This is a genomic window from Helicobacter pylori (assembly GCF_009689985.1).
Lineage (GTDB): Bacteria > Campylobacterota > Campylobacteria > Campylobacterales > Helicobacteraceae > Helicobacter > Helicobacter pylori_CG.
Map to the genome: position 1 here is coordinate 37,888 of NZ_QBAW01000007.1, position 21,112 is coordinate 58,999.

A 21,112-nucleotide genomic window follows, 5' to 3' on the forward strand; every position below is an offset into this window, starting at 1 on the left:
TGATGGTTTTATACCACTACTATTTTAAGACCCCTAAGAGCTTCCCTTTAGAGTATTTGCATTTGTGCGCTAATGAGAGCCATTTATTGAGATTGGATTTTGATACGGCCAATTTTTCTCATAACACCCCTATGAATACCCCATTAAAACTCAGCGTTCAAGCCTTAGAGCGTTATTTCTTGGGACAACTTTTTGAATTTGATGCGCCTTTAGATTTGATAGGGACTTCTTTTCAAAAACAAGTTTGGTCTGCGTTATTAACTATCCCTTATGGCAAGACAAAAAGTTACGATGAAATCGCAAAGCTCATTAATAACCCTAAATCTTGCAGAGCGATTGGCAACGCTAATCATAATAACCCTATTTCTTTGATCGTGCCTTGTCATAGAGTGGTGCGTAAAAATGGCACTTTAGGGGGGTATAATGGGGGCATAGAAGTCAAAAAGTGGCTGTTAGAATTTGAAAGCAAAATTTTAAATGAGCAAGCTAAAAACCCTTTAATTTCTTAAAAAATGGGGTTGTAGTCGTTTTATGGTAAAAATCATTTTTTTTAAGGGAGTAGGGGGTGTTTTTAATCTTCTTCCCAAATGCTCACCGCTTCTTCTAAACGCTCTTTGTCAAAATGCGTGTAAATCCTGCTCGTATTCAAGCTCGCATGCCCTAGAGCTTCTTGAACTAAAATCAAATCATGGCGTTTTTGATAAAGCAAGGTCGCAAAAGAATGCCTTAACATGTGCGCCCCATTTTTCTCTCGCCTGAGTCCTGCAAAATTGATGATGCGCTCCACTTGCTTATACAAATAAGCTTGCGTTAAAGCGCTGCCTTTTTGGTTGCAAAACAATAAATCGTTTTTAACGGGATATAATTCCCTTTCTATGAGCCATTCTTTCAAAAGGCTCTCAATATGGAAAGCTTTGAGCATCACCGCTCTGTATTTATCGCCCTTGCCTTTAATCAAAATCGTATAACAGCCATTTTCTAAAGTGAAATCCTTTATTTTAAGCTGCAAGGCTTCATTAGAACGCATGCCTGTAAAAACGATGATTTTAATGAGTAGGCGGTTTCTGGCACGCACTTTAGCGGACATTTCTATTTTATCAATGCTCTCTAAAAATTTTTCTAATTCTTCATTATTCAAATGAGTAGGGAGCTTGTTGCCTGCGCTTTGATTGACTCCGCTGATATTTTTAAGCGTGATATTATAGATATAAGATTTTTCATTTTCATCTTGATTTTGCTTGTCTATATAGCTAAAAAGCCCTAATAGAGCGATCCGGTAATTTTTCTTAGTGGCTAAACTCAAACCTCCGGTATAAATACTCAAAAATTCAGCCAACATGACTTCGTCTATATTTTTGAGCGATTTTAAAGAAAGCTTTTGAGCGTATTCGTAAAATTTGAGTAGGGGCAGTGCGTAGGTGTTGATACCTAGTAATCCGGCACTGCGGGCTTTTTTGCAAACTTTTTCCAATTGGCTTGAGCTGATGAACGCATGATTGAATTCGTTCAAACATTCAAAAACCTTGTTTTGGTCTTTCACTTGGGAATTAGACAGGCTTGTGCATTTGTAACGCAAAAAGCGCCCAATCCACAGCAAAAGATTTTCTATAGGGTCTTTTAATTCTTCTAGGGGGTGTTTCATTTAGGGTTTAGATTATTCTTTCAAACGCCTGTCAGTATATAAGATCCTTCATTGATAGACTGTATCAATATATTTATAAAAATGTTTATATACCATTGATTAACACATATTTCTTTCATGTCAGGTAACTTAATATTTTCTAATGCTACTCTAGGCACTTCAATAGTTAATTTTGATTTTCCGCCTAAGAAGTTATTACTAACATTAAAGATAAAATGGAATGTGTTATCACGGACAAGCATTTGTATTTCTTCCATCCATTCAGAGTTATTGTTGTTGCTGTTGCTATCAAATCTTATTGTCATAATTATTCCTTAAAATCTATTTTAGTTATGAAAACTGCACTTTTCAAACTTTTAAATCAAACCATTATACCACGCTATGCTACTAACTACAATATCAAATTCCAAACAAGATTAAGTCCCCCCTTTTTTAAATACCAATTTTTTTATCCCTTTGATTTGACAAAGCGAGCGATGCGTTCAATCCCCTTTTCAATCTGTTCTTCTGAGCATGCAAAAGACAAACGAACATAGCCTTCCAATCCAAAAGCCTTTCCAGGCACTAACGCCACGCTTTCTTTTTCTAACAACTCATGGCAAAATCGCATCGAATCCCCCCCACAAAGACTGCCAATATGAATAAACAGATAAAACGCCCCATCAGGTTTTAAAGCGTTCAGCCCTTCAATCGCATTGATTTTTGCGTGGGCTAAATTACAGCGCTTCTCAAAAGCCTGACGCATCGTTTCAATTTCTTTATCCACCAATCCTTTAAGCGCCACAATAGAAGCCATTTGCGTGATAGAATTGATATTGGAAGTGCATTGGCTCTGCAAGTTATTCATCAATTTGACTAATTTTTTATCCTTGCTCGCCGCATAGCCCATACGCCAGCCTGTCATCGCCACTGACTTGCTCAAGCCATTAATGGTAATGGTGCGTTTTTTCATCTCTTCACTCACCGCCGCGCAAGAAACAAACTCCCCTTGATAGACAAGCTTTTCATAAATTTCATCGCTAAGCACCCAAATTGGAGTGTCTTTTAAAACTTCGCCTAAAGCCTCTAATTCCGCCTTACTATAAAGCATGCCGGTAGGGTTTGATGGGGTGGTGAGAATGAGCATTTTTGTTTTGGGGCTTAAGGCGTCTTTAAGCTGCTTGGGGGTGATTTTAAAATGGCTTTTTTCATCGGTTTGAATGAATTGACTCACCCCACCGCTGTATTTCACAAGCTCAGGGTAAGTTACCCAAAAAGGCACAGGGATAATTACCTCATCGCCCTCCCCTATTAAGGCTTGAATCGCATTGAACAAGCTTTGCTTAGCGCCATTACTCACTAGAATTTCACTCGGCTCATAATCCAAGTTGTTTTCTTTTTTCAATTTAAAAGCGATCGCTTTGAGTAATTCAGGGATTCCAGCCACTGGAGTGTATTTGGTAAAGCCGTCATTTAGGGCTTTTATAGCCGCATCTTTGATCGCTTGCGGGGTGTCAAAATCAGGCTCGCCCGCTGAAAAACTTAAAATATCTTTTCCTTGCGATTTCAATTCTTTAGCGAGCGTGCTGATAGCGATCGTTGTGGATTCTGAAAGGGATTGGATTTTAGAGGAATATAACATGCTTAATCCTTGTTAAATTTTTGGACTATCATAACATGATCAAAAAGATTTTAATTCTAATTTTCAAAAAACTTTTAAAAATGTTTCAAAAGAAAGCGGTGGTTTATGCAAGAAAACTCTAATTGAAAATCCAATTAGAGAAAAACAAGCGTTTTAAATCAGAAATTGTAACGATACCCCACATAAAGGCTGTATTGACGGCGGTAAGTGAAGCTCAAATTCCCATGGTTAAAATAATAAACATTGATAGTAGGAATCTTCACGCCAAAGTCAAATTCTTGATGCTGGCCAATATGGGTGCGGATCCCTAAATTAAAAAGGAACTGGAAAATCGCCGGATCAAGGCTATAGGAAGTGTGCTTATAAGGGCTTTTAGTTTCCAAAAAGGCCCCTGTCGTATTACCCCAAGAGTTACCCGCAATTTGAGCCCCAAAAAAGAATCCAAAACTTGCGTCTTCTTTATTAATGACATTGTATAAAGTGTCAATACCCACACCATAAGTGAACATGTCAGACAGATTGCCCATTGTCCCTACTTTGGTCGCGCATGGCTCATTGAGTTTGCATGCCCCACCATTATCTGATGTCAAAGCGTTCGCTCCAAACACGGCATGCCCATAATCCATAAAGCCGTAATAACGGGCACCAAACCACCGCTTAGCCCCAAAAAACTGCTTATAACCCACAGTAAGCCCTAAGCCTTGCATAACGGCTAGATAGTCGGTTTTACCCACAGGGAACTTAGGGTAGTTAAATTCGCTGCTTTTGGGGGGGTTTTTAACGCTTTGTGAAGCCTGACCGACTTGATAGCTAATCCCCAAATACCAAGCGTTTTTCTCGCCTTTCACTACTTTATACTCTTTTGGCTTTTCCAATTGCTTTTGCACTTCTGTGCTACCTTCTGCTGCCACAAGACTATGACCTAACACTACCGATAAACAGAGCGTTTTAAACACTACAAACTTTTTCATACAACATTTTTCCTTCTAAAAGTCTACATTTCGTATAATAATAACATAATAATCTATAAAAAACCTAAATTCTTAAGAAAAACACCCCTAAAACTTAAAATTTTAAATTTTCTAGGGGGTTTTAGCGGTTTGGCTCTGCGATTTTTTCTGTTTTTGGGGGGTTTCTTAATTTAACTTTGTTAAGAAAACCAAAATTGTTTGTAATAAAATCGCTCAATCCTATCTTACCAAAGAAATATTCAATGACAATTTGCTTGAAATCCATAAAAACATGGCTAATGTCTGTAGCTTTGTTTGTATCAAGCTTTAAATCATCTCCGTGTGCTAGATTGTTGCGGCAGTCAACAATCTGTTGGATTAGATCTTTTTGATAGTTATCATTAAAATAATTTTTTGTTTGATCGCATTTTGTCCTAGATAATGAAATTTTAAAAAATTCAGAGAGTTTTTTACAGAGTTTTGTTCCTTGTGGTTTCTTTAAAAAACTTTCAATAAAACTTTCAATCATGCTAATCAATACAAACATGTCCAAATACAAGTGAATAATTGGATCTTTTTTGTTGATAATGTCTAAAATACTTGCAAGTTGAAAACCTCTATTATCTTTAATATTATCTTTAATATAAAAATCAATCCATTTTTCAAGTATTACAGAAAAATTGTCTATCTGTTGGAAATTTATAGCAATCCCATAAGAATCTATCTCCATGGACTTTTTGTCTTTTTTGTAAGTGTTTCTTATTGCTGTAATGTTTTTATTAGAAAGTTTGAATTGGATATAGTCAATTTGGATGTCAAACTTAGAATGAGCATAAATCAAAACAAAGAAATTTTTAATCGCTTCAGCAATAAGCGCTAATTCTTCAAGGGTTTCAAAAATCATATCACATTCCAAAAACAAATCAAATTGATAAGTTAATAAACGATTCTGTCTTTTAGGAACCAAATTAGATTTTGCTTTTATCTTATCTTTTTCATATCTTTGGGACAAAAAATCATTTTGAATATAAAATGATTGTAAAATAAAATCCTTATTTTTATCCCCATGATAACTTTCACACACACTTTCATCTACTTTAAATAATGCATCAGGTAGCAAATGCTTCTTGGTCGTAAAAAAACTTTCTAAATAATTTGTTCTGCAATTAAAACGATCGCCCATAATTTTTTCTGGATCGATCCAATCATCAAACAGCCATTCATAATAGAGCGTGATTGGTGCAGAATACCCTAAAGTATGACCTAAAATAATGCGATCATAAAGCTTGTAAAGAGTGTATCTTTTTGTGTTATCCACAATATAGAGCGTTTGGTATTGTGGATTGGTATAAAGTGAGTAAATCTCTTTAATTTCTCCTAAAACCAAAAAAGAAAAAGAAATTTTGTTTTCTTGATACGAAAACACTCCTGGAATGCATTGCTCATTTTGTGGATTAGTTTGTGGATTTTTTAAGAAAGCAAGACATTGCCTTTCAAAATATTCCACACCTCCAAGCGATGTGATCACTCAAACCTCTTCTTACTAATTTTTTCAATCAAATCCACGCTTTTTTCAGAGAGTTTGATGACCCTACAAAGGAGTTCAAAAACATATTTTCCGCCGGCATAATCGTTCGAGTTGTTTTCAATCAAGCTGTCTTTATCTTTAGTCTTTTGATAGCGTTCGATCACCCAGTCAATCGCGCTTTTGCCATTCACCACATAGTCAAAGGCTTTTTGGGGGATTTTAGTGATGGTGATATGGTGGTTATAAAGGATGCAATCCCCTTTTTTGGTCATTTTTTCCACATCATAATAGCCCTCTATTTTGGCGTTCTCTAGTAGGTTGTATTGAACGCTTGCGTGCATTTCCCCGCTCTCATAGTTCAGATGCAACTCGGCTAATTCTTTGCCAAGAGTAGAGAGTTCTTTAAAATCTTCGCTCAAAGCGATACGAGGCGCTTCTTTGGTGAGAGAATTTTTGTATTTTTCCAAATAACCTTTATGGTGGAAAATCGCATAAATGTAGTAAAAAATCTCTTCTTCAGTGATAGCATTATCTTTATAATGCCTCCTGAAGAGATTGAGCGCATAGCCGCTGATAGCGTTATAGCGGTTCCCCAGATCGTCGTAATAATACAAGGGGTAAGCTTGGGTGTTCGCCATTGTTTGGACATCAGTAATCTCGTTTGCAATCAAGCAGGAAAAATTTCTTGAAGCCATTGAACTTGTATTAATCACCACATTATTAGCGCTTTTATCCGGGAAAATTTTTGAAAATTGATATTGTTCTTCATTTAAATTCTTATCAAAATAAAGCCATTGTTTGTTAAAAGGGCGGTATAAGGCTAACCTTACGCGCTCTTCACTACTTGTTGGCAGATTTGTATTTTTAATAAATCCTTGTTTCAAACTACGAGTCCAAGCGATTTTCGTTTTATCGGTGGTGATTTCTCTATCGTTTAAGTGCTTATAGAGTTTGTCTGACTTGACGCCTTTAGTGCGTTGTTTGAAGGCTTCCCTGAAACGCTCATTGAAGCGCTTCAAATCAGCGTTATAGGTGTCAATGCAGTTTTGCACCGATTGCTTTAAAGCGTTTGGTGAAAAGTTATACACCCAAGGATCACGACCGCTCACCACCCCATTAGAATTGAGATCAAAAATACTATCATTTTTGAGTTTTTTGTCTCTTTTTAAAGGGATGAGCTTTCCAAAATCGTCATTCCTTTGGTTGATCCAATCGCCTTTGTCATTGGGGGTAATTTCCTTAAAAGGCACAAAATCCAGATTTTCAAAATTGGCGAGCAAGTTGAGTTTGGCTTCTCTTTTTAAATAATCATCCACTTCATAGTAAAAAATCGTATTATTGGGGGCACTCTCATCTTTCACAAAAAAGATGATCGCTACCGTCGCCCTGGATCCGCTATCAAAGATTTTCCCTCCCTCTTTTCTAGACACTTCCCCTGAAGTACGCTGATTCCCCCTCAAATTCAGCACATAAAGATGCGAAAATTCTTGTGCCACGCATTTTCTGAACCCGTCTGAGCTTTTATTATCAATGAAACTCCCGTTCACCACAAAGCCTAGCACCCCCTTATCGTTAAGAAGATCGCTCGCCATGCGTATTGACTGAATGAGCGTGTCTCGTGTGGTTGCCCCCGCTTTGGCGGTGGAATTTTTGCCGTATTTTTCATAAACTAATTTTTCAAGCTTAGGGTGTGAAAGGTTTTGGTTGTTATCGTTTTCGCTTTTAGCGCCGCTTGAATAAGGCGGGTTGCCGATGATGACTTGGATTTTTTGGTCGGCTAGAGTGGTTTTGATTTCTTGGTTTTCTTTCAAATCTTCAAAGAAAGGGAATACCCCCTTAACGCTTTTTTCTTCCAAATAATCCAAGCTGTCCGTGAGCGCGATGTTTTTGAAATTTTTTAACGAGCTGTCCCTATTTTGCGCGGCTTGGGTGATATTGATTAAAGCGATATAATAAGATAAAAGCACGATGTCAAAAGCGAACAGATTTTTTTGAAATTTCTCTTTTAGGGCTTCATCGCTAATGAGCGCGTTTTCTTTAGAAAGCAAACGAGCGATAAAACTCCCGGTGCCCGTGAATGGGTCAAAAATCGTGATGTTTTTATCGTTAAAATCCGTGTTGAAATGCTTTTTCAAAATGCCGTTAGTGGCCCTTAAAATGAAATCCACCACCTCTATAGGCGTATAAACGATCCCTAGTTTTTCGCTTTGCTTTCTAAAGGCTTCTTTAAAGAAAGTGTTGTAGAGGTTTTTAATGAGTTCTTGTTGGCTTTTTGGGCTTTTGGCATGCGCCGCTTCGGTTTTCACGCTTTCATAGAGGTTTTTAAGATCTTTAGTTTCCCCTTCTAGCCCTAGATCGGAGAGTTTTAAAACCATTTTATCCAAGGCTTTAGCGATAGGGTTTTTGATATTGTCCCCAAAAAGCGCATCAAAAATGGGCTTAGTGATGATGTGAGAAACGAGCATATCCAACGCTTCCTCATTCTTAATGCCTTGATGGATATTGTCCCTTAAAGAAGTTAAAAAGTTGTCAAAAATTTCATGGTTTTTGCCAAAAAGCTCTTTCAAGCGGTTATTTAAGGTTCTTGCGATGTTGCCCGTTTTTTTGGCGAAATTTTCCCAATAATTCCTGTCCCCTAATTTAGTGGGCATGACATTATACACAGCGTTCGCTAGATCTTGCAGCAAGATAGCGTCAAAAAGGGTTTTTTGGGCTTCTTTGGGATCGTTTTGAGCTTGCTCGGTTTTATCTTTTTTTAACTCTTCATCATCGTCTGTATTGCTTTCATCATTACTTCCAAAGATTTTGATTTTTTCTTTAAAAGTGGCTTCATCAACGAGACTTGAATCATGGCTTCTTAAGGCTTTTAGCACTTTCCAAATGTTTTGGAAATTGGTGTTCTTGACGGCTTCATCTAGGTTTTTGATTTCACTCTCTGCTAAAGCGATAGGCAAAATGATATAGCCTCTTTTTTTGTTTTTGGCTTTCCGCATCACCCTACCCACCGCTTGGATAATATCCACCATGGCACTCTTGCCATCAAAAAAGATAACGCTATCAAGTGCTGGGACATCCACCCCCTCGCTCAAACACCTGGCATTACTCAAAACCTTACAAGTGTTAGGCTCGAATTGGTTCAAGTTTTCTAATTTCTCAAGCCTCTCCTTACAATTCATGGTGCCATCAATGTGATCGATGCTGATTTCTAGGTTTTTAAAACTCTTTTTCTTCAGCTCTTCATCATAGCATTCCATGATCGTTTTAAAGGAGTTGTTGATATTTTTACTCGTTTGTATGCTTTTACAAAAGCTTATGGCTCTTTGAGAAACAAAGGTGTCTTTTTGGCTTTTCAAGTCGTTGTCTTCTTTGTTTTCATCGTCTAAAGCGATCAAATCCTGTTGGCTAACCCTTTATGCGTGCCAACGATCTTACACACAAATTCGTTATTAATGAGCTTTTTATCTAATTTAGTGCCTTTGGCTTCAAGCTGGCTGATCTTTTTATTCACGCTGTTAGTAACGCCGCTTAAGTTTTCTGAACGCACCGCTAAAATGATGACTTTATAATCGGTGAGGAGATCTAAAGCGATCGCTCTTTCAAAATTGAGCGTATAGATTTCTTCGCCAAAAACCTCCGCATCATCCATAGAGTAGATAATATTATCGCTCTCTTTGGCTTTAGCTTTAGAACTTTCGCTATACACTTTAGGCGTGGCGGTCATATAAAGGCGTTTTGTAGCCTTGATATTTTCATCGCTGTGGCACAGCGTGAAAGCGTTTTTATCGTCCCTTTCATTCGTGGAATACATAGCCCCTACCGTTCTGTGGGCTTCATCGCAAATAATGAGATCGATTGCACCTAAACCCGCTTCTTGCGCTTCTTTAATACGCAACGCGCTTTGATAAGTTGAAAAGATAATGAAGCGCTTGTTTTCTTTTTGCGCTTTTTCATAAGTGCTTAAAATGTCTTCAAGGCGAGTGGAGGGCTTTATAGGGAGCTCAGAAAATTTAATATCGTCATTGTCTTCGTTCTTACTTTGCCCGACTTTATCATCGCTGCACACGATAGAAGCGTAAAAAGGCTCGCTCTTTTCTTGCGCGTATTCTCTAAAAGTTTGAGAAAGCAAAGCGATGCTTGGCGCTAAAAAAAGCGTGATTTTGGGATCTAAAGCTTCCATGATTTTTAAAGAAGTGTAGGTTTTGCCTGTCCCGCATGCCATAATGAGCTTGCCTCTAGCGTTTTTAGGATTAGAAAAATACTCTTTGGTGGCTTTTATCGCTTCTATTTGGTGAGGGCGCGGCTTTTTCTTATCGCATAAGGGGAGTTCGCCTTGAGTTTGCGTGGGATCGAACTTTTCCCAATCAATCTGAGAATAGATAAAATCCTCTTCACTGATTTCAACAATATCAATCCCTTTGCTTTTTCTGATTTGTTCAATTTCTTCAAGAGCGTTAGAGCTTAAATTAGAAGTGGAGATGATGATCCCTTTTTTAAACCCAACCTCCCCTACCCCGCTTTGCAATTTGCTTAAAAAAGTTGAAAGGTCGTTCAGTGAAACGCTGTCTTGATGGAATTTGCATTGCACGGCGATGTATTCTTTTGAAGCCGTTGTAATCACCATATCAATCCCGCGATCGCTCTCCTTCCCCCTTAATTCCCAATCGCTCCAAAGATCAATAGACTCGTATTCATCAGCGCTGTCATGCTCTTTTAAAAAACGCTTAGAAACTTTTTCAAACCAGCTCCCTTTAAGGCGTTGGTTGGGTATGGCTTGCAATTTTTCTTTGATGAGTTTATAGGTGCTGATTTCTGACATTTTTCATTCCTTAATAGTAGCGTTAAAGTTCTGTATTATAATAAAAAGATGTTAGAAAGTGGGGTTAAAAAGGCTTTTTATTCAGCGCTTTTTAAAGCTTTAGCGATGAGTTCTAAAGGGTGCGAAAATTGCGGGGTGTTAGGGTCGTCTAAAGACTTTAAGGCGTTGTTTAATTGCATGTGGCATGCCCCGCATTCAGCACTCACAACTTTAGCTTTGGTGTTTATGATTTCTTTAGCCCTAAGAAGACCCACTTTTAAAGAAAATCCCGCCTTTTCTGTTTGCATCGTAATCCCCCCAAAACCGCAACAATTATCCGGCATTTCTTTAATTTCATAATGCGAATTGAGCAAGTTGCGCACTTCCTTATGAGCGTTTAGGGTTTTTTTGGCATGGCAAGGGTTATGATAGGTGATAGTCTCTTTTTTCCCCTTAGGGATTTTTTCTAAAAGATGTTTTAAAGGGGTGTGTTTCTCTAAAAACACGCTCGCCAGATAGATTTTAGGCGTGATTTTTTCTAGGCGCTTCACATACAAATCCCTATCTTTTTCGCCTAAAAACACCTTGTAATAATCGTTGATGAGCATGCTAGCGCATGTGGCTTCAGGCACAATGATCGCATCCACTTCGTCTAAATAGCTTTCAAACCATTCTATGTTTTTTTTCACTAAAAAAAGCGTGGTGTCTTTATCGCCGGTAAAATACGCAGGTGCTGAGCAGCATTCTTGCTTAGGGATGATCGCTTGAATGTTGAGTTTTTCTAAAATATACAACAAGCTTTCCCCCACTTGCTGGTAATGGTAATTACTCAAGCACCCTATAAAAACCGCCACTTTTTGAATGGGGTTTTCTAAAGGTTTCATTTCTGCATGCTTTTGTAAAAAACTTTTTTGATTTAAAGGAGGGAGAGCGCTTTTTTTAAAGCGTTTGAATAAGCCTTTAAACGCCATTCTAGGCTCTAAACTATCCCCTACTTGCTTGAAAACACAAGGGGCTAAAAAATGCGACACCGAAAACACCCTATCCATTTTTTTGCGGTTTTTTAAAAGGGAAAAATAGGATTTTTTATACCAAGCAATGCCGTATTTTTGAGCGATTTTTTCTCTGGCTTTTTCTATTAAAGTGTCTATGGGCAAATGAAAGGGGCAAATTTCCACGCAAGCGGTGCATAAAAAACAAGTTTCTAAAAGGTGTTTTAAATTCGTGTCTAATTTGAGCTTGTTTTGAGCGTTTAGGCGCATCAAATCTAAAAAGCCTCTAGGCGAAGTCGTTTCGTCTTTATGAATGCGGTATATGGTGCAACCTGGCACGCATTTAGCGCATTTAACGCAAGCGTCCCCTACTTCTTCAAAAATATTCCCGTTCATAGCGTTTTACTGAAATGTTTTTCGCCCCCACGCAAATACGCGTCAAATTCCATAGCCATGTTTCTTACGAGCATGCCCCCTGTTTTGGTCATCTCAAAGCCTTTAGCGTTAAAAGAAAGCAAGCCCGCTTCTTCATAAGGCTTTAATTTTTCTAATTCTTTTCTAAAATGCGCTTTAAAATCAATAGAAAATCTTTCTTCAATCTTAGAGTAATCCAGTTTTAAATTACTCATCATTTGCATGATCACTTCTTTTCTTAATATGTCTTCTTTGGTGAGTATTACACCCCTTTCTACCGGTAAATGCCCCAAATCAAGGGTTTTTTCATAGCGGTGCAAGTCTTTATAATTTTGCGTGTAATAATCGCTCCCTTCGCCAATGCTCGTAACGCCAATGCCAATGGTTTGAGTGAATTTCTTAGTGGTATAGCCTTGAAAATTACGGCGCAATTGCGCTCTTTGAAGGGCCAGATACAATTCATTATCGCTTTTAGCGAAATGATCCATGCCTATCATTTGGTAATGGGCTTTCTCTAAAAAACTAATGAGGGATTCTAAAATCTCTAGCTTGTCTCTAGGGCTTGGCAATAAGGTTTCATCAATTTTACGCATCGTTTTTTTCACCCAAGGCACATGCGCGTAATTGAACACCGCTAATCGGTCCGGATCCAGTTTCAAAACCCATTCCAAAGTTTTTAAAAAACTCTCTTTAGTCTGGTTGGGTAAGCCATAAATCAAATCAAAATTAATGGATTTGATGCCGTAATCTCTAGCGAGCTTCACGGATTCTTGAACCATTTCAAAAGGCTGGATTCGATGAATGGCTTTTTGGACTTCAAAATCAAAATCCTGCACCCCAAAACTCAAGCGGTTAAACCCCCTATCAAACAAGGTTTGCATGTGTTCTTTAGTGAAATGTCTAGGATCAATCTCGCAACTCATTTCAATATCTTTGCTGAAATTGGGGAAAACTTCTTGAATGCTTTGCGTGATTTCATCTAATTGAATGGGCGAAAAAAAGGTCGGCGTGCCGCCTCCATAGTGGAATTGCACCACTTCTCTGTTGGTATCCATGGCGTTTTTTAAAAGAGCGAGTTCTTTTTTAAGGTAACTGATATAGCGGACTTTTTTCTCTTCTAAGCTGGTGTAAATGACTGAACAAGCGCAAAAATAACACGCACTCCGGCAAAAGGGCAAATGCGTATAAAGCGATAAAGGCATGGGGTTTTTGAGGCTGTCATGGTTAAAAAACGCCGTTTTCAAACTCTCTTCATTAAAATTTTCGTTAAACTCCACCGCTGTGGGGTAGCTGGTGTATCGTGGGCCGGGCTTGGAATATTGCGAAAATTTTTCAAAATCAATGGTTTGCATTAAAAATTTTCCTCATCGCTATTGTCAAAATTTTCAAAATTATTCTCATTAAAAGGGGGTTGTTTGAACATGTTGTCAAAATTAAAGAATAAATTAGGGTGTTCTTTTTTGATTTGTTTGACAAAATTTAAGGTGTTGATATTGGGCAAATTCCCGTCTTTTTGGCGTAAATTTTCCAACAATTGCAAGGAAACTTCGCGCACGTCTTCAAAATCAATCGGCACTTGGGTGATAATATCCCTTTCTAATTCCGCCCTAAGCCTAGCTTCAAAAGCCTTTCTGGCGTTTTCTGCCAAAAGAGAGATCACATTGTCCGGCACTAAAACGTAATTTTTATCTTCTTCATCAGAAATAAAATAAGCTTCATTTTTTTTAAACGCCCCTTTTTCTAATTCTAAAAGCATTTCACTAGCGCTGATTTTTTTGAGAAAGGCTCTGTTTTTTTGGGTTGTTAAGCTATTGATAAGTTTTTGTGATTTGGTTTTAGAAACTCGTTTTTTAGGTAATTTTTCCACTTTATATCCTTTTTAAGCTGATTGTATCCAATTTCGTTTAATTCTCATTATAAATCGTTTTTAAATACTCTATTTTTGAAGTCAAATTGAGTAATACCATATCAGCTAACACCAATGAAAGCAAACTCTCGCACACCACGCTCCCTCTAATCGCAATGCAAGGATCATGCCTGCCTTTTAACAAGCATTCGCATTCATTATTATTAATATCTATGGTTTGTTGAGGTTGGAAAATGCTTGGCGTGGGTTTGAAATGCACTCTTATAATAATTTCTTCCCCATTGCTCATGCCCCCTAAAACCCCCCCACTACGATTGCTCAAAAACCCTTTTTGATTTATTAAATCATTATACTCTGAGCCTTTTAATAAAGAGCTTTCTACCCCCTTGCCTATTTCAACCGCTTTCACCCCATTAAGCCCCATCATCGCTTCAGCGATTTTAGCGTCTAATTTAGCGTATAGCCCTTGACCTAAGCCAATGGGGAGCTTTTGATTTGTTTTTACACTCCTTGCTCTAATCAAAGCCACGCCCCCTATGCTATCGTGGTTTTTGATAGCGTTTTGAATGGCTGTTTTTTGCGCTTCTTCTTGTTCTTTGTCTAGGGCAAAAATCTCGCTTTTTAAGGCGTGATTAAAATCGTAATTTTTGGCTTCAATGCCCCCAATTTTAATAATCCCGCTTTCACAAACAATACCAATTTCTCTTAAAAGCATTTTAGCAAACGCCCCAGCAGCCACTCTTATAGCGCTCTCTCTGGCCGAACTCCTCCCTCCACCCCTAAAATCTCTGATGCCGTATTTATGAAAATAAGTGAAATCCGCATGGCTAGGCCTGAAAAGGTTTTTAATGTTATCGTAATCCTTGCTCCTAGCCCTTTGGTTGTGGATTAAAAACCCTATGGGCGTCCCTGTGCTAAAATCTTCAAAAACCCCGCTTGTTATTTCCACCTTATCGTCTTCTTTTCGTGGCGTAGTGAAAACATTCCTCCCCCCTTGGCGGCGCTTCATTTCATTTTCTAATAAGTCATAGTCTATTTTAATCCCGCTAGGCATGCCGTCTAATACCCCCCCTATCATATCCCCATGCGATTCCCCAAAAGTCGTGAGCCTCAAAAAACGCCCCAAAGTGTTCATTTGGCTTCCTTAAGTTTTTGAAGCGCTTGATAAGCGCATTGCTGTTCGGCTTCTTTTTTACTCTTGCCTTTAGCGGTCGCATACATTTTATCTTGAATGTATAGAGCCATTTCAAATTCTTTATGGTGATCGGGGCCTTTTTCTTTGAGTAATTGGTACGAAGGGATCACGCAAAATTGCGCTTGGGTCAATTCCTGTAAGGCGGTTTTATAGTCCATAAACAAATGCTCCAAATCCAAACGCTTGTAAGCGCGATTGAGTAATTTTTGTATGATTTTACGCACCTTAGCTAACCCTGCTTCCAAATACACCCCAGCCATTAAAGCCTCAAAAGCGCTTGACAGAATAGAGGGTTTTTCCCTCCCATTAGAAATTTCTTCAGAAGAAGAAACGCGCAAATAATCCTGTAAAGCAATCGCTTTCGCTAATTTCGTAAAACCATGCGCACTCACAATAGAAGCCCTTAATTTAGAGAGTTTGCCCTCATCGTATTGATAGAATTTATGGTATAGCAACTCCCCTATCACCAAGCCCAACACCGCATCGCCCAAAAATTCTAAGCGCTCATTGTTTAAAGCGAGTTTGCATGATTTATGCGTTAAGGCTTGCTCTAATAAACGCTTGTCTTTAAAAGAATACCCTAAAGCTTTTTCTAGCGTTGTATAAGGGTTATTAGGCGTTGTATAAGGGCTGTTTTGAGAGCGTTTGTTTTTCATCATTTTCCCTTTAAGTGGTCGTTTTGACCCGTTTTTGCGCCTCTAATTTAGCGAGGCTATCGCATCGTTCATTCTCAGCATGCCCGTTATGCCCCTTGATCCAAACAGCCACAATAGAATGCCCTTTAGAGACTTTTAAAAATTCTTTCCATAAATCCACATTTTTAACTTTAGAAAAATTCTTTTTTTGCCAGTTAATCAGCCACACATTGATCGCTTGGCACACGTATTGCGAATCGCTATAAAGCGTGATATGGCATGGGCGTTTCAAGATTTTTAACGCTTCATTGAGCGCTCTTAATTCCATGCGGTTATTCGTGGTGAAATGTTCGCCCCCACTGATGATTTTTTCTTTATCTTTATAGCGTAAAATCGCCGCATAACCGCCTGGCCCAGGATTACCTAAAGAAGAACCATCGCAAAAAATTTCAATTTCTTGCATTTAATCCACTCCCATAGCATGCGTTTCTTTAGAAATTTTAAGCACCATATCCATAAACGCTAACTGGTAACACACAGGGCACCTATGGCTTTCAAAAGGAAAGATTTGTTTGCAATGCTTGCAGCGGTATTCAAAAGTCAGACGCGCTTTCATAGGGCTATACAATAGAGCGCGTAAAACCTCTAATTCAAAAACTTGGCAAGGTTTGTGATCCAAAAGCAGCCCTTGGGATCGCGCGATGTCTTGCAAAAGGGCGTGTTTTTCTAAAATGAAAGCAGGGATATTCATATCCCATAAAAGATCGATCACATTTTCTAGCCGTTCGGTTGCATCAATTTCTTGCCAAAAAAGCTTTTCATCATAAGATTTTAAATAATTTAAAGCGATTTTTTTCAAATCTAACGACGCTTTTGAAACATGCAAGATTTTAGCCGCATCTTCCTTATTCTCTATTAAATGCATGAGATAAAGATAATTTTTAATCGTTTCAATTTCAGGCACTTCTAATTCTTCCAAACATTCCAAAGTCTCTAAAGCCTTTGAATAGTCTTTTTCTAATTCATACGCATGCAAAAGTTTCAATAACGCTTCCACATTCCTTGGGGAAAAGCGCAAAATTTCTTTCACGGTGTCTTTTATTTTTTGCAAATACCCCACACTAAAATAATTTTCAGCTAATAAATCTAAAACAGCGATTTTTTCTTCATCTTTTAAGGGGCGATTCAAAAGCCCCTTTAAAATTTCAATACTCATTTCTATGTCAGCAATTTTAGAATACGCCCTGGCTAAAAACATCAAACTAGAAATTTTAGCATGCTTTAAAAGCTCGTCTAAATTCTCACTGCTCGCATAGGCGTTTTGATTTTGGGCGAATTTTTGTAAAAATTTTTTGTTTCTCTTTCGGGTGAAATACGCTCTAGCCTGTTCTAATAAAATCACAAGAGCGATAATGAAAGTGAATAAAGCGATAGAAAATAAAGAATCTTTATAGAGGAAATTGAAGTGTTGCACAATCTAAAAATCACTCTCTAATCATCACAATCCTAGACTTAACGCGCAATTTTTCAAAATGCTCTTCTAAAATCTTATCTTTAGATTCTTCCACTAATTTTTGGGCGATGAATTGCTTGGCTTGACTGAAGCTCACTTCGTTTTTACCCTTTTTTTCCTTGATATAAAAAGTGATGAACTGCCCCCCACCCCCATTCATAACGGGCGTGAAAGATCCTTGCTCATGCGAAATAAAGACTTGAGCGATTTGAGGGTTTAAGGTTTTCATCTCTATTTTTTCATTGGCCTTACTCACCCCTGGAATTTCCAAATTAGGATCTGCCATAGCCCTTTCTAAATCTTCTTGATTGGTGGAAGTGTAGCGCACGGTTTCTATTTCTGTGGGGATACTGAATTGCTCCTTGTGTTTGTTATAATATTCGCGCATTTTGGTTTCAGAGCTGGTATCCACATTGGTGAGTAAGATATTACGCAACAATTCTTGCATTTCTAAATGCTCCTTAAGCTGATCTCTATAGAGTTTATAATGCCCCTCAGCCATAAGCATTTGTTTGAAATGGTCTAAATCCATGCCTTGCTGTTGCGCCATCATCGCCATTTCTTGGTCCAGCTTGTCATCATCTACATGGATTTTTAAGCGCTCAATTTCTTGGTTTTTAATGCGCTCCGCAATCAAACGATCCCTAGCTTGAGCTTTGCTCACTTTAGATTTTTCTTGCTCTTCTTGGATTTGATACAGCGTGATAGGCGAGCCATTAACGAGCAAAGAAATGCCCCCTACGACCTTATCTTCAAGGGTGTTGTTAGCAGCGCCATTAGGATTACCAAAAATAGAATTGAATTGAGAGCCAGGGCTTGTCCCCTTATTTTTTTCAAGAGTTTGAGAGGTTGTCTCTTTTTCTTCAAGTTTTGGCACATTATTTTGAACGCCTTGATTTTGCGTGCCTTGATTTTGAACCCCTTTAGCACCCTCTTTGATTTTAGAAGGCGTTATTTTTTGAGTGGGATTTTTGGCATCCCCATGATGGACTTCCGCCCTGGGCTTTCTCTTGGCTTTTGTTTCTTTCTTTTCTTCGGGGTTTTTCTTTTCTTCTTTTTTATTCTTCAAATCCTTATTCTTCAAATCCTTATTCTTCAATTCTTGGCGGATTTTTTTATCCAAAGAAGACTCTTGCTTCCTCCCTTCTAAGGCTTCCACTTTAGATTCCGGCTCTGCATAAACGATCCTAATAAACAACAAAGCCTTCAAAACATAAGAAAAAATTTTCCTCATCAACCCAATTTCTCTTTCAAAATAGCATTCACCACGCCAGGATTAGCGCCTTTTAGATTTTTCATCGCTTGCCCTACAAAAAACCCAAAAAGCTTGTCCTTACCGCTTTTGTATTCAAGCACCTTATCAGCGTTGTTTTTAAGCACCTCTTCTACCACTTTGACAATCGCTTCTGTGTCATTGACTTGAGACAAGCCCATTTGTTCAATGAGCGCATCCACATCGCCCCCTTGCTCTTCTAAAAGCCTGTCTAACACATCTTTAGCGCTCTTACCCGAAATCTTGCCCTCATCAATGCGTTTGGCTAAAGCGCCTAACGCATGAGCGCTAACTCCGCAATTTTCTAAAGTGATCTCGGCCTTCAAGCGTCCTAATAATTCCACACAAAGCCATGTCACGCTCGTTTTAGCCTTAACCCCAAGATTGAGCATGCTTTCAAAATACTCCGCCAATAAAGGATCGCTCACCAATAAATTCGCATCGTCTTCTTTAAGGTTAAAATCTTTCATGTAACGGATTTTTTTCGCACCCGGCAATTCATTGATCTTTTGAGATTCTTTTAAAAGTTTTTCATCAATAAAAACAGGATACAAATCCGGATCTTTAAAATAGCGGTAATCCGCTGACTCTTCTTTATTGCGCATAGAAAGGGTGATCCCTTTGGCGGTGTCAAAAAGGCGCGTTTCTTGAACCACCTCTTCATTATAACGCCCGCTTTCCCACGCCGCGCTTTGGCGCTCTATTTCGTATTCAATCGCTTTAGCAATGAATCTAAAGCTATTTAGGTTTTTAATCTCCACTCTCGTGTAAAGCTTTTCATCGCCCTTAGGTCTAATGGATACATTCGCATCGCACCTGAAATTCCCCTCTTGCATGTTTGCATCAGAAATCCCTATAAAACGCACGATAGCATGGAGCTTTTTCAAATACGCTATGGCTTCTTCACTATTTTTCATGTCCGGCTTGCTGACAATCTCTAATAAAGGGGTGCAAGCGCGGTTCAAATCCACCAAAGAATAACTGCCCTCATGGATATTTTTACCGGCGTCTTCTTCCATGTGGGCTCTTTCAATGCGCACGATTTTTGCGCCCTCTTTGGTGTCAATCTCTAACTTCCCATCGCTCACAATGGGGACTTCAAACTGCGAAATTTGATAAGCCTTAGGCAAATCAGGGTAAAAGTAATTTTTCCTCGCAAAAATGGAATACTGGTTGATATTGGCTTCAATGGCTGTGCCTAATTGGATGGCTTTTTTAACCACTTCTTTATTCAATACCGGTAAAGCTCCCGGTAAGCCCAAACACACAGGGCAGGTGTTAGAATTGGGGGTTTCTCCAAAGCTTGTAGAGCAAGAGCAAAAGATTTTGGTTTTGGTGTTGAGTTGGACATGGACTTCTAGCCCGATTACAGCTTCAAATGGCATCATTTGTCCTTACTCTTTTTATTGCTCACAATGGCAAAAGTCAAATCATTGATCTCGGTGTGCGCTTTAATGAAATCATTGATCTCTTTCAAACTCATTTTTTGGATTTGATCTAAGAGCGTTTGGTTGAAATTTAAAGGCAAACCTAAATAAAAATAATTGTAAGTGGTGTTCAAGCGGCTAGAGATCGTTTCATTCCTTAAAGGCTCAGAGCCTAGTAAAAACTTTTTAGCGTCGTCTAATTCTTGTTGCGTCATGCCTTTTTCTATAAATTCTTTAACAATTTTTTTAACTAAGGCAACGCTTTTAGCTTGAGTGCTGAGCTTGGTTTGCAAATACCCGCTCGCAAAATGCGCCACTTTAGAAAAATTAGAGCGGATATACACGCTATAAGCCAAGCCCTCTTGAACCCTGATTTTTTCCATCAAACGAGAGCCAAACCCCCCCCCAAGCACAAACATCATGACTTTAGATTTCGCTAAATCCTGTTTTAAATCCTTGATTTTAAAGGGCGCGCCAAAATACACGAAAGCCTGCTCAGTGTCTTTATAGAGGACTTTTTCGCTTTTTTTATCGCTCGTTTCAAAATAAGGCTCTTCATACGCTTTACCTTGCGGCAAGAAATTAAGAGCGTTATCTAAACGCTTAAGGGTTTGATCGATTTTCAAATCGCCCCCAAGCACCACCACGAGCTTATTGAGTTCAAAGACCTTAGAAAATTGCTGTTTCAAATCCTCTAGCTTGATTTTTTGGAGACTCTCTTTAGTGCCTAAGGCTGCGTTAGCTAAAGGGGTGTTAGCAAAAAGTTCTTGCTTTAAAGTCAATTTAGCCAAATAGTCAAAATCGCTTTCTTTTTGTAAAAGCACGGCCAACATTTGGGTTTTGACTTTTTCTAAAGCGCTTTGCGTGAAGTTAGGGGATTTCAAAAGCTCTTTTAAGCGCATGATGGCTTCATCTTCGTATTCTTTTAAAAATTCTAAAGTGATTTGCAAATCTTCTGTGCTGGTATCCACATTCAAACTGATCGCTTTTTGCTCTAAAAGTTGCGCAAACCCCACCGCACCAAGCTCTTTAGTGCCTTCGTTTAAAACTTGTGCGAATAATTTCGCCAAACCCAACTGATCTTTATCGCTTAAGCTCCCACCCCCTCTAAAAGCTAAATGGATAAACCCCATAGGCAATAAATGGTTTTCTTCATAAATCACAGGGACTTTAGCTTGATTGATTTCTTGGTGTGTCAAAGCGCTCGCTTGTAACCCCATAAAAACTCCTAATAATAAAGTGATTAAAAATTTTTTCATG

At 38.5% G+C, this 21,112-nt stretch carries 17 protein-coding genes and 1 pseudogene; 1 reads left to right on the top strand and 17 read right to left on the bottom strand.

The features are described from left to right. The first annotated feature begins 2 nt into the window (after nucleotides 1–2). Entirely contained in the window at nucleotides 3–509 is a 507-nt protein-coding gene (locus tag DBU79_RS06025; protein ID WP_134890272.1) for a methylated-DNA--[protein]-cysteine S-methyltransferase, read from the top strand. Nucleotides 510–571: 62 nt separating this feature from the next. Here DBU79_RS06025 and xerH read toward each other — a convergent pair whose 3' ends face one another. The 17 genes and pseudogenes from xerH to DBU79_RS06105 all read right to left on the bottom strand — a co-directional run bounded on the left by xerH (nucleotide 572) and on the right by DBU79_RS06105 (nucleotide 21,111). Next, complete coding sequence (gene xerH / locus DBU79_RS06030) at nucleotides 572–1,642, bottom strand: tyrosine recombinase XerH (RefSeq protein ID WP_154411862.1); 1,071 nt, start codon at nucleotides 1,640–1,642, stop codon at nucleotides 572–574. 20 nt (nucleotides 1,643–1,662) lie between these two features. After that, a pseudogene (locus tag DBU79_RS06035) lies at nucleotides 1,663–1,881 on the bottom strand (hypothetical protein); the annotation flags it as partial. A 209-nt stretch (nucleotides 1,882–2,090) separates the two neighbouring features. Then, nucleotides 2,091–3,263, bottom strand: coding sequence for a pyridoxal phosphate-dependent aminotransferase (locus tag DBU79_RS06040; protein ID WP_134890274.1), 1,173 nt, complete (start codon nucleotides 3,261–3,263; stop codon nucleotides 2,091–2,093). A 158-nt stretch (nucleotides 3,264–3,421) separates the two neighbouring features. Then, a complete protein-coding gene (locus DBU79_RS06045; RefSeq protein ID WP_134890275.1) occupies nucleotides 3,422–4,234 on the bottom strand; it encodes an outer membrane protein in 813 nt (270 codons plus the stop codon). A 121-nt stretch (nucleotides 4,235–4,355) separates the two neighbouring features. Then, the gene (locus DBU79_RS06050; RefSeq protein ID WP_154411863.1) at nucleotides 4,356–5,741 is read right to left on the bottom strand and encodes a hypothetical protein; all 1,386 of its coding nucleotides are present in this window, start codon (nucleotides 5,739–5,741) and stop codon (nucleotides 4,356–4,358) included. Then, the gene (locus DBU79_RS06055; RefSeq protein ID WP_412018771.1) at nucleotides 5,738–9,133 is read right to left on the bottom strand and encodes a type ISP restriction/modification enzyme; all 3,396 of its coding nucleotides are present in this window, start codon (nucleotides 9,131–9,133) and stop codon (nucleotides 5,738–5,740) included. The genes DBU79_RS06050 and DBU79_RS06055 overlap by 4 nt, the downstream gene beginning before the upstream one ends. After that, nucleotides 9,130–10,557, bottom strand: coding sequence for a DEAD/DEAH box helicase family protein (locus DBU79_RS08080; protein ID WP_412018772.1), 1,428 nt, complete (start codon nucleotides 10,555–10,557; stop codon nucleotides 9,130–9,132). Before DBU79_RS08080 ends, DBU79_RS06055 begins: the two co-directional genes overlap by 4 nt. Nucleotides 10,558–10,634: 77 nt before the next feature. Further along, nucleotides 10,635–11,924, bottom strand: a complete 1,290-nt coding sequence (locus DBU79_RS06060) for a (Fe-S)-binding protein (RefSeq protein ID WP_154411864.1) — start codon at nucleotides 11,922–11,924, stop codon at nucleotides 10,635–10,637. Then, the gene (hemN, locus tag DBU79_RS06065) at nucleotides 11,921–13,294 is read right to left on the bottom strand and encodes an oxygen-independent coproporphyrinogen III oxidase (RefSeq protein ID WP_154411865.1); all 1,374 of its coding nucleotides are present in this window, start codon (nucleotides 13,292–13,294) and stop codon (nucleotides 11,921–11,923) included. Before hemN ends, DBU79_RS06060 begins: the two co-directional genes overlap by 4 nt. Further along, nucleotides 13,294–13,809: a DUF2603 domain-containing protein gene (locus tag DBU79_RS06070; RefSeq protein ID WP_000413484.1), complete on the bottom strand. Its 516-nt coding sequence runs from the start codon at nucleotides 13,807–13,809 to the stop codon at nucleotides 13,294–13,296. Before DBU79_RS06070 ends, hemN begins: the two co-directional genes overlap by 1 nt. Nucleotides 13,810–13,846: 37 nt before the next feature. Beyond that, the gene (gene aroC, locus DBU79_RS06075) at nucleotides 13,847–14,944 is read right to left on the bottom strand and encodes a chorismate synthase (RefSeq protein ID WP_154411866.1); all 1,098 of its coding nucleotides are present in this window, start codon (nucleotides 14,942–14,944) and stop codon (nucleotides 13,847–13,849) included. Beyond that, nucleotides 14,941–15,660 (bottom strand): ribonuclease III, encoded by a 720-nt coding sequence (rnc, locus tag DBU79_RS06080; RefSeq protein ID WP_167599618.1) that lies wholly within the window; start codon nucleotides 15,658–15,660, stop codon nucleotides 14,941–14,943. The genes aroC and rnc overlap by 4 nt, the downstream gene beginning before the upstream one ends. A gap of 10 nt (nucleotides 15,661–15,670) precedes the next feature. Continuing rightward, the gene (gene rnhA, locus DBU79_RS06085) at nucleotides 15,671–16,102 is read right to left on the bottom strand and encodes a ribonuclease HI (protein ID WP_001155405.1); all 432 of its coding nucleotides are present in this window, start codon (nucleotides 16,100–16,102) and stop codon (nucleotides 15,671–15,673) included. Continuing rightward, nucleotides 16,103–17,113, bottom strand: a complete 1,011-nt coding sequence (locus tag DBU79_RS06090) for a tetratricopeptide repeat protein (protein WP_154411867.1) — start codon at nucleotides 17,111–17,113, stop codon at nucleotides 16,103–16,105. A gap of 10 nt (nucleotides 17,114–17,123) precedes the next feature. After that, the gene (locus DBU79_RS06095) at nucleotides 17,124–18,386 is read right to left on the bottom strand and encodes a SurA N-terminal domain-containing protein (protein ID WP_154411868.1); all 1,263 of its coding nucleotides are present in this window, start codon (nucleotides 18,384–18,386) and stop codon (nucleotides 17,124–17,126) included. Next, nucleotides 18,386–19,810, bottom strand: coding sequence for an Asp-tRNA(Asn)/Glu-tRNA(Gln) amidotransferase subunit GatB (gatB, locus tag DBU79_RS06100; protein WP_195834240.1), 1,425 nt, complete (start codon nucleotides 19,808–19,810; stop codon nucleotides 18,386–18,388). The genes DBU79_RS06095 and gatB overlap by 1 nt, the downstream gene beginning before the upstream one ends. Further along, a complete protein-coding gene (locus DBU79_RS06105; protein ID WP_154411870.1) occupies nucleotides 19,810–21,111 on the bottom strand; it encodes a M16 family metallopeptidase in 1,302 nt (433 codons plus the stop codon). The genes gatB and DBU79_RS06105 overlap by 1 nt, the downstream gene beginning before the upstream one ends. Nucleotide 21,112 lies beyond the last annotated feature (1 nt).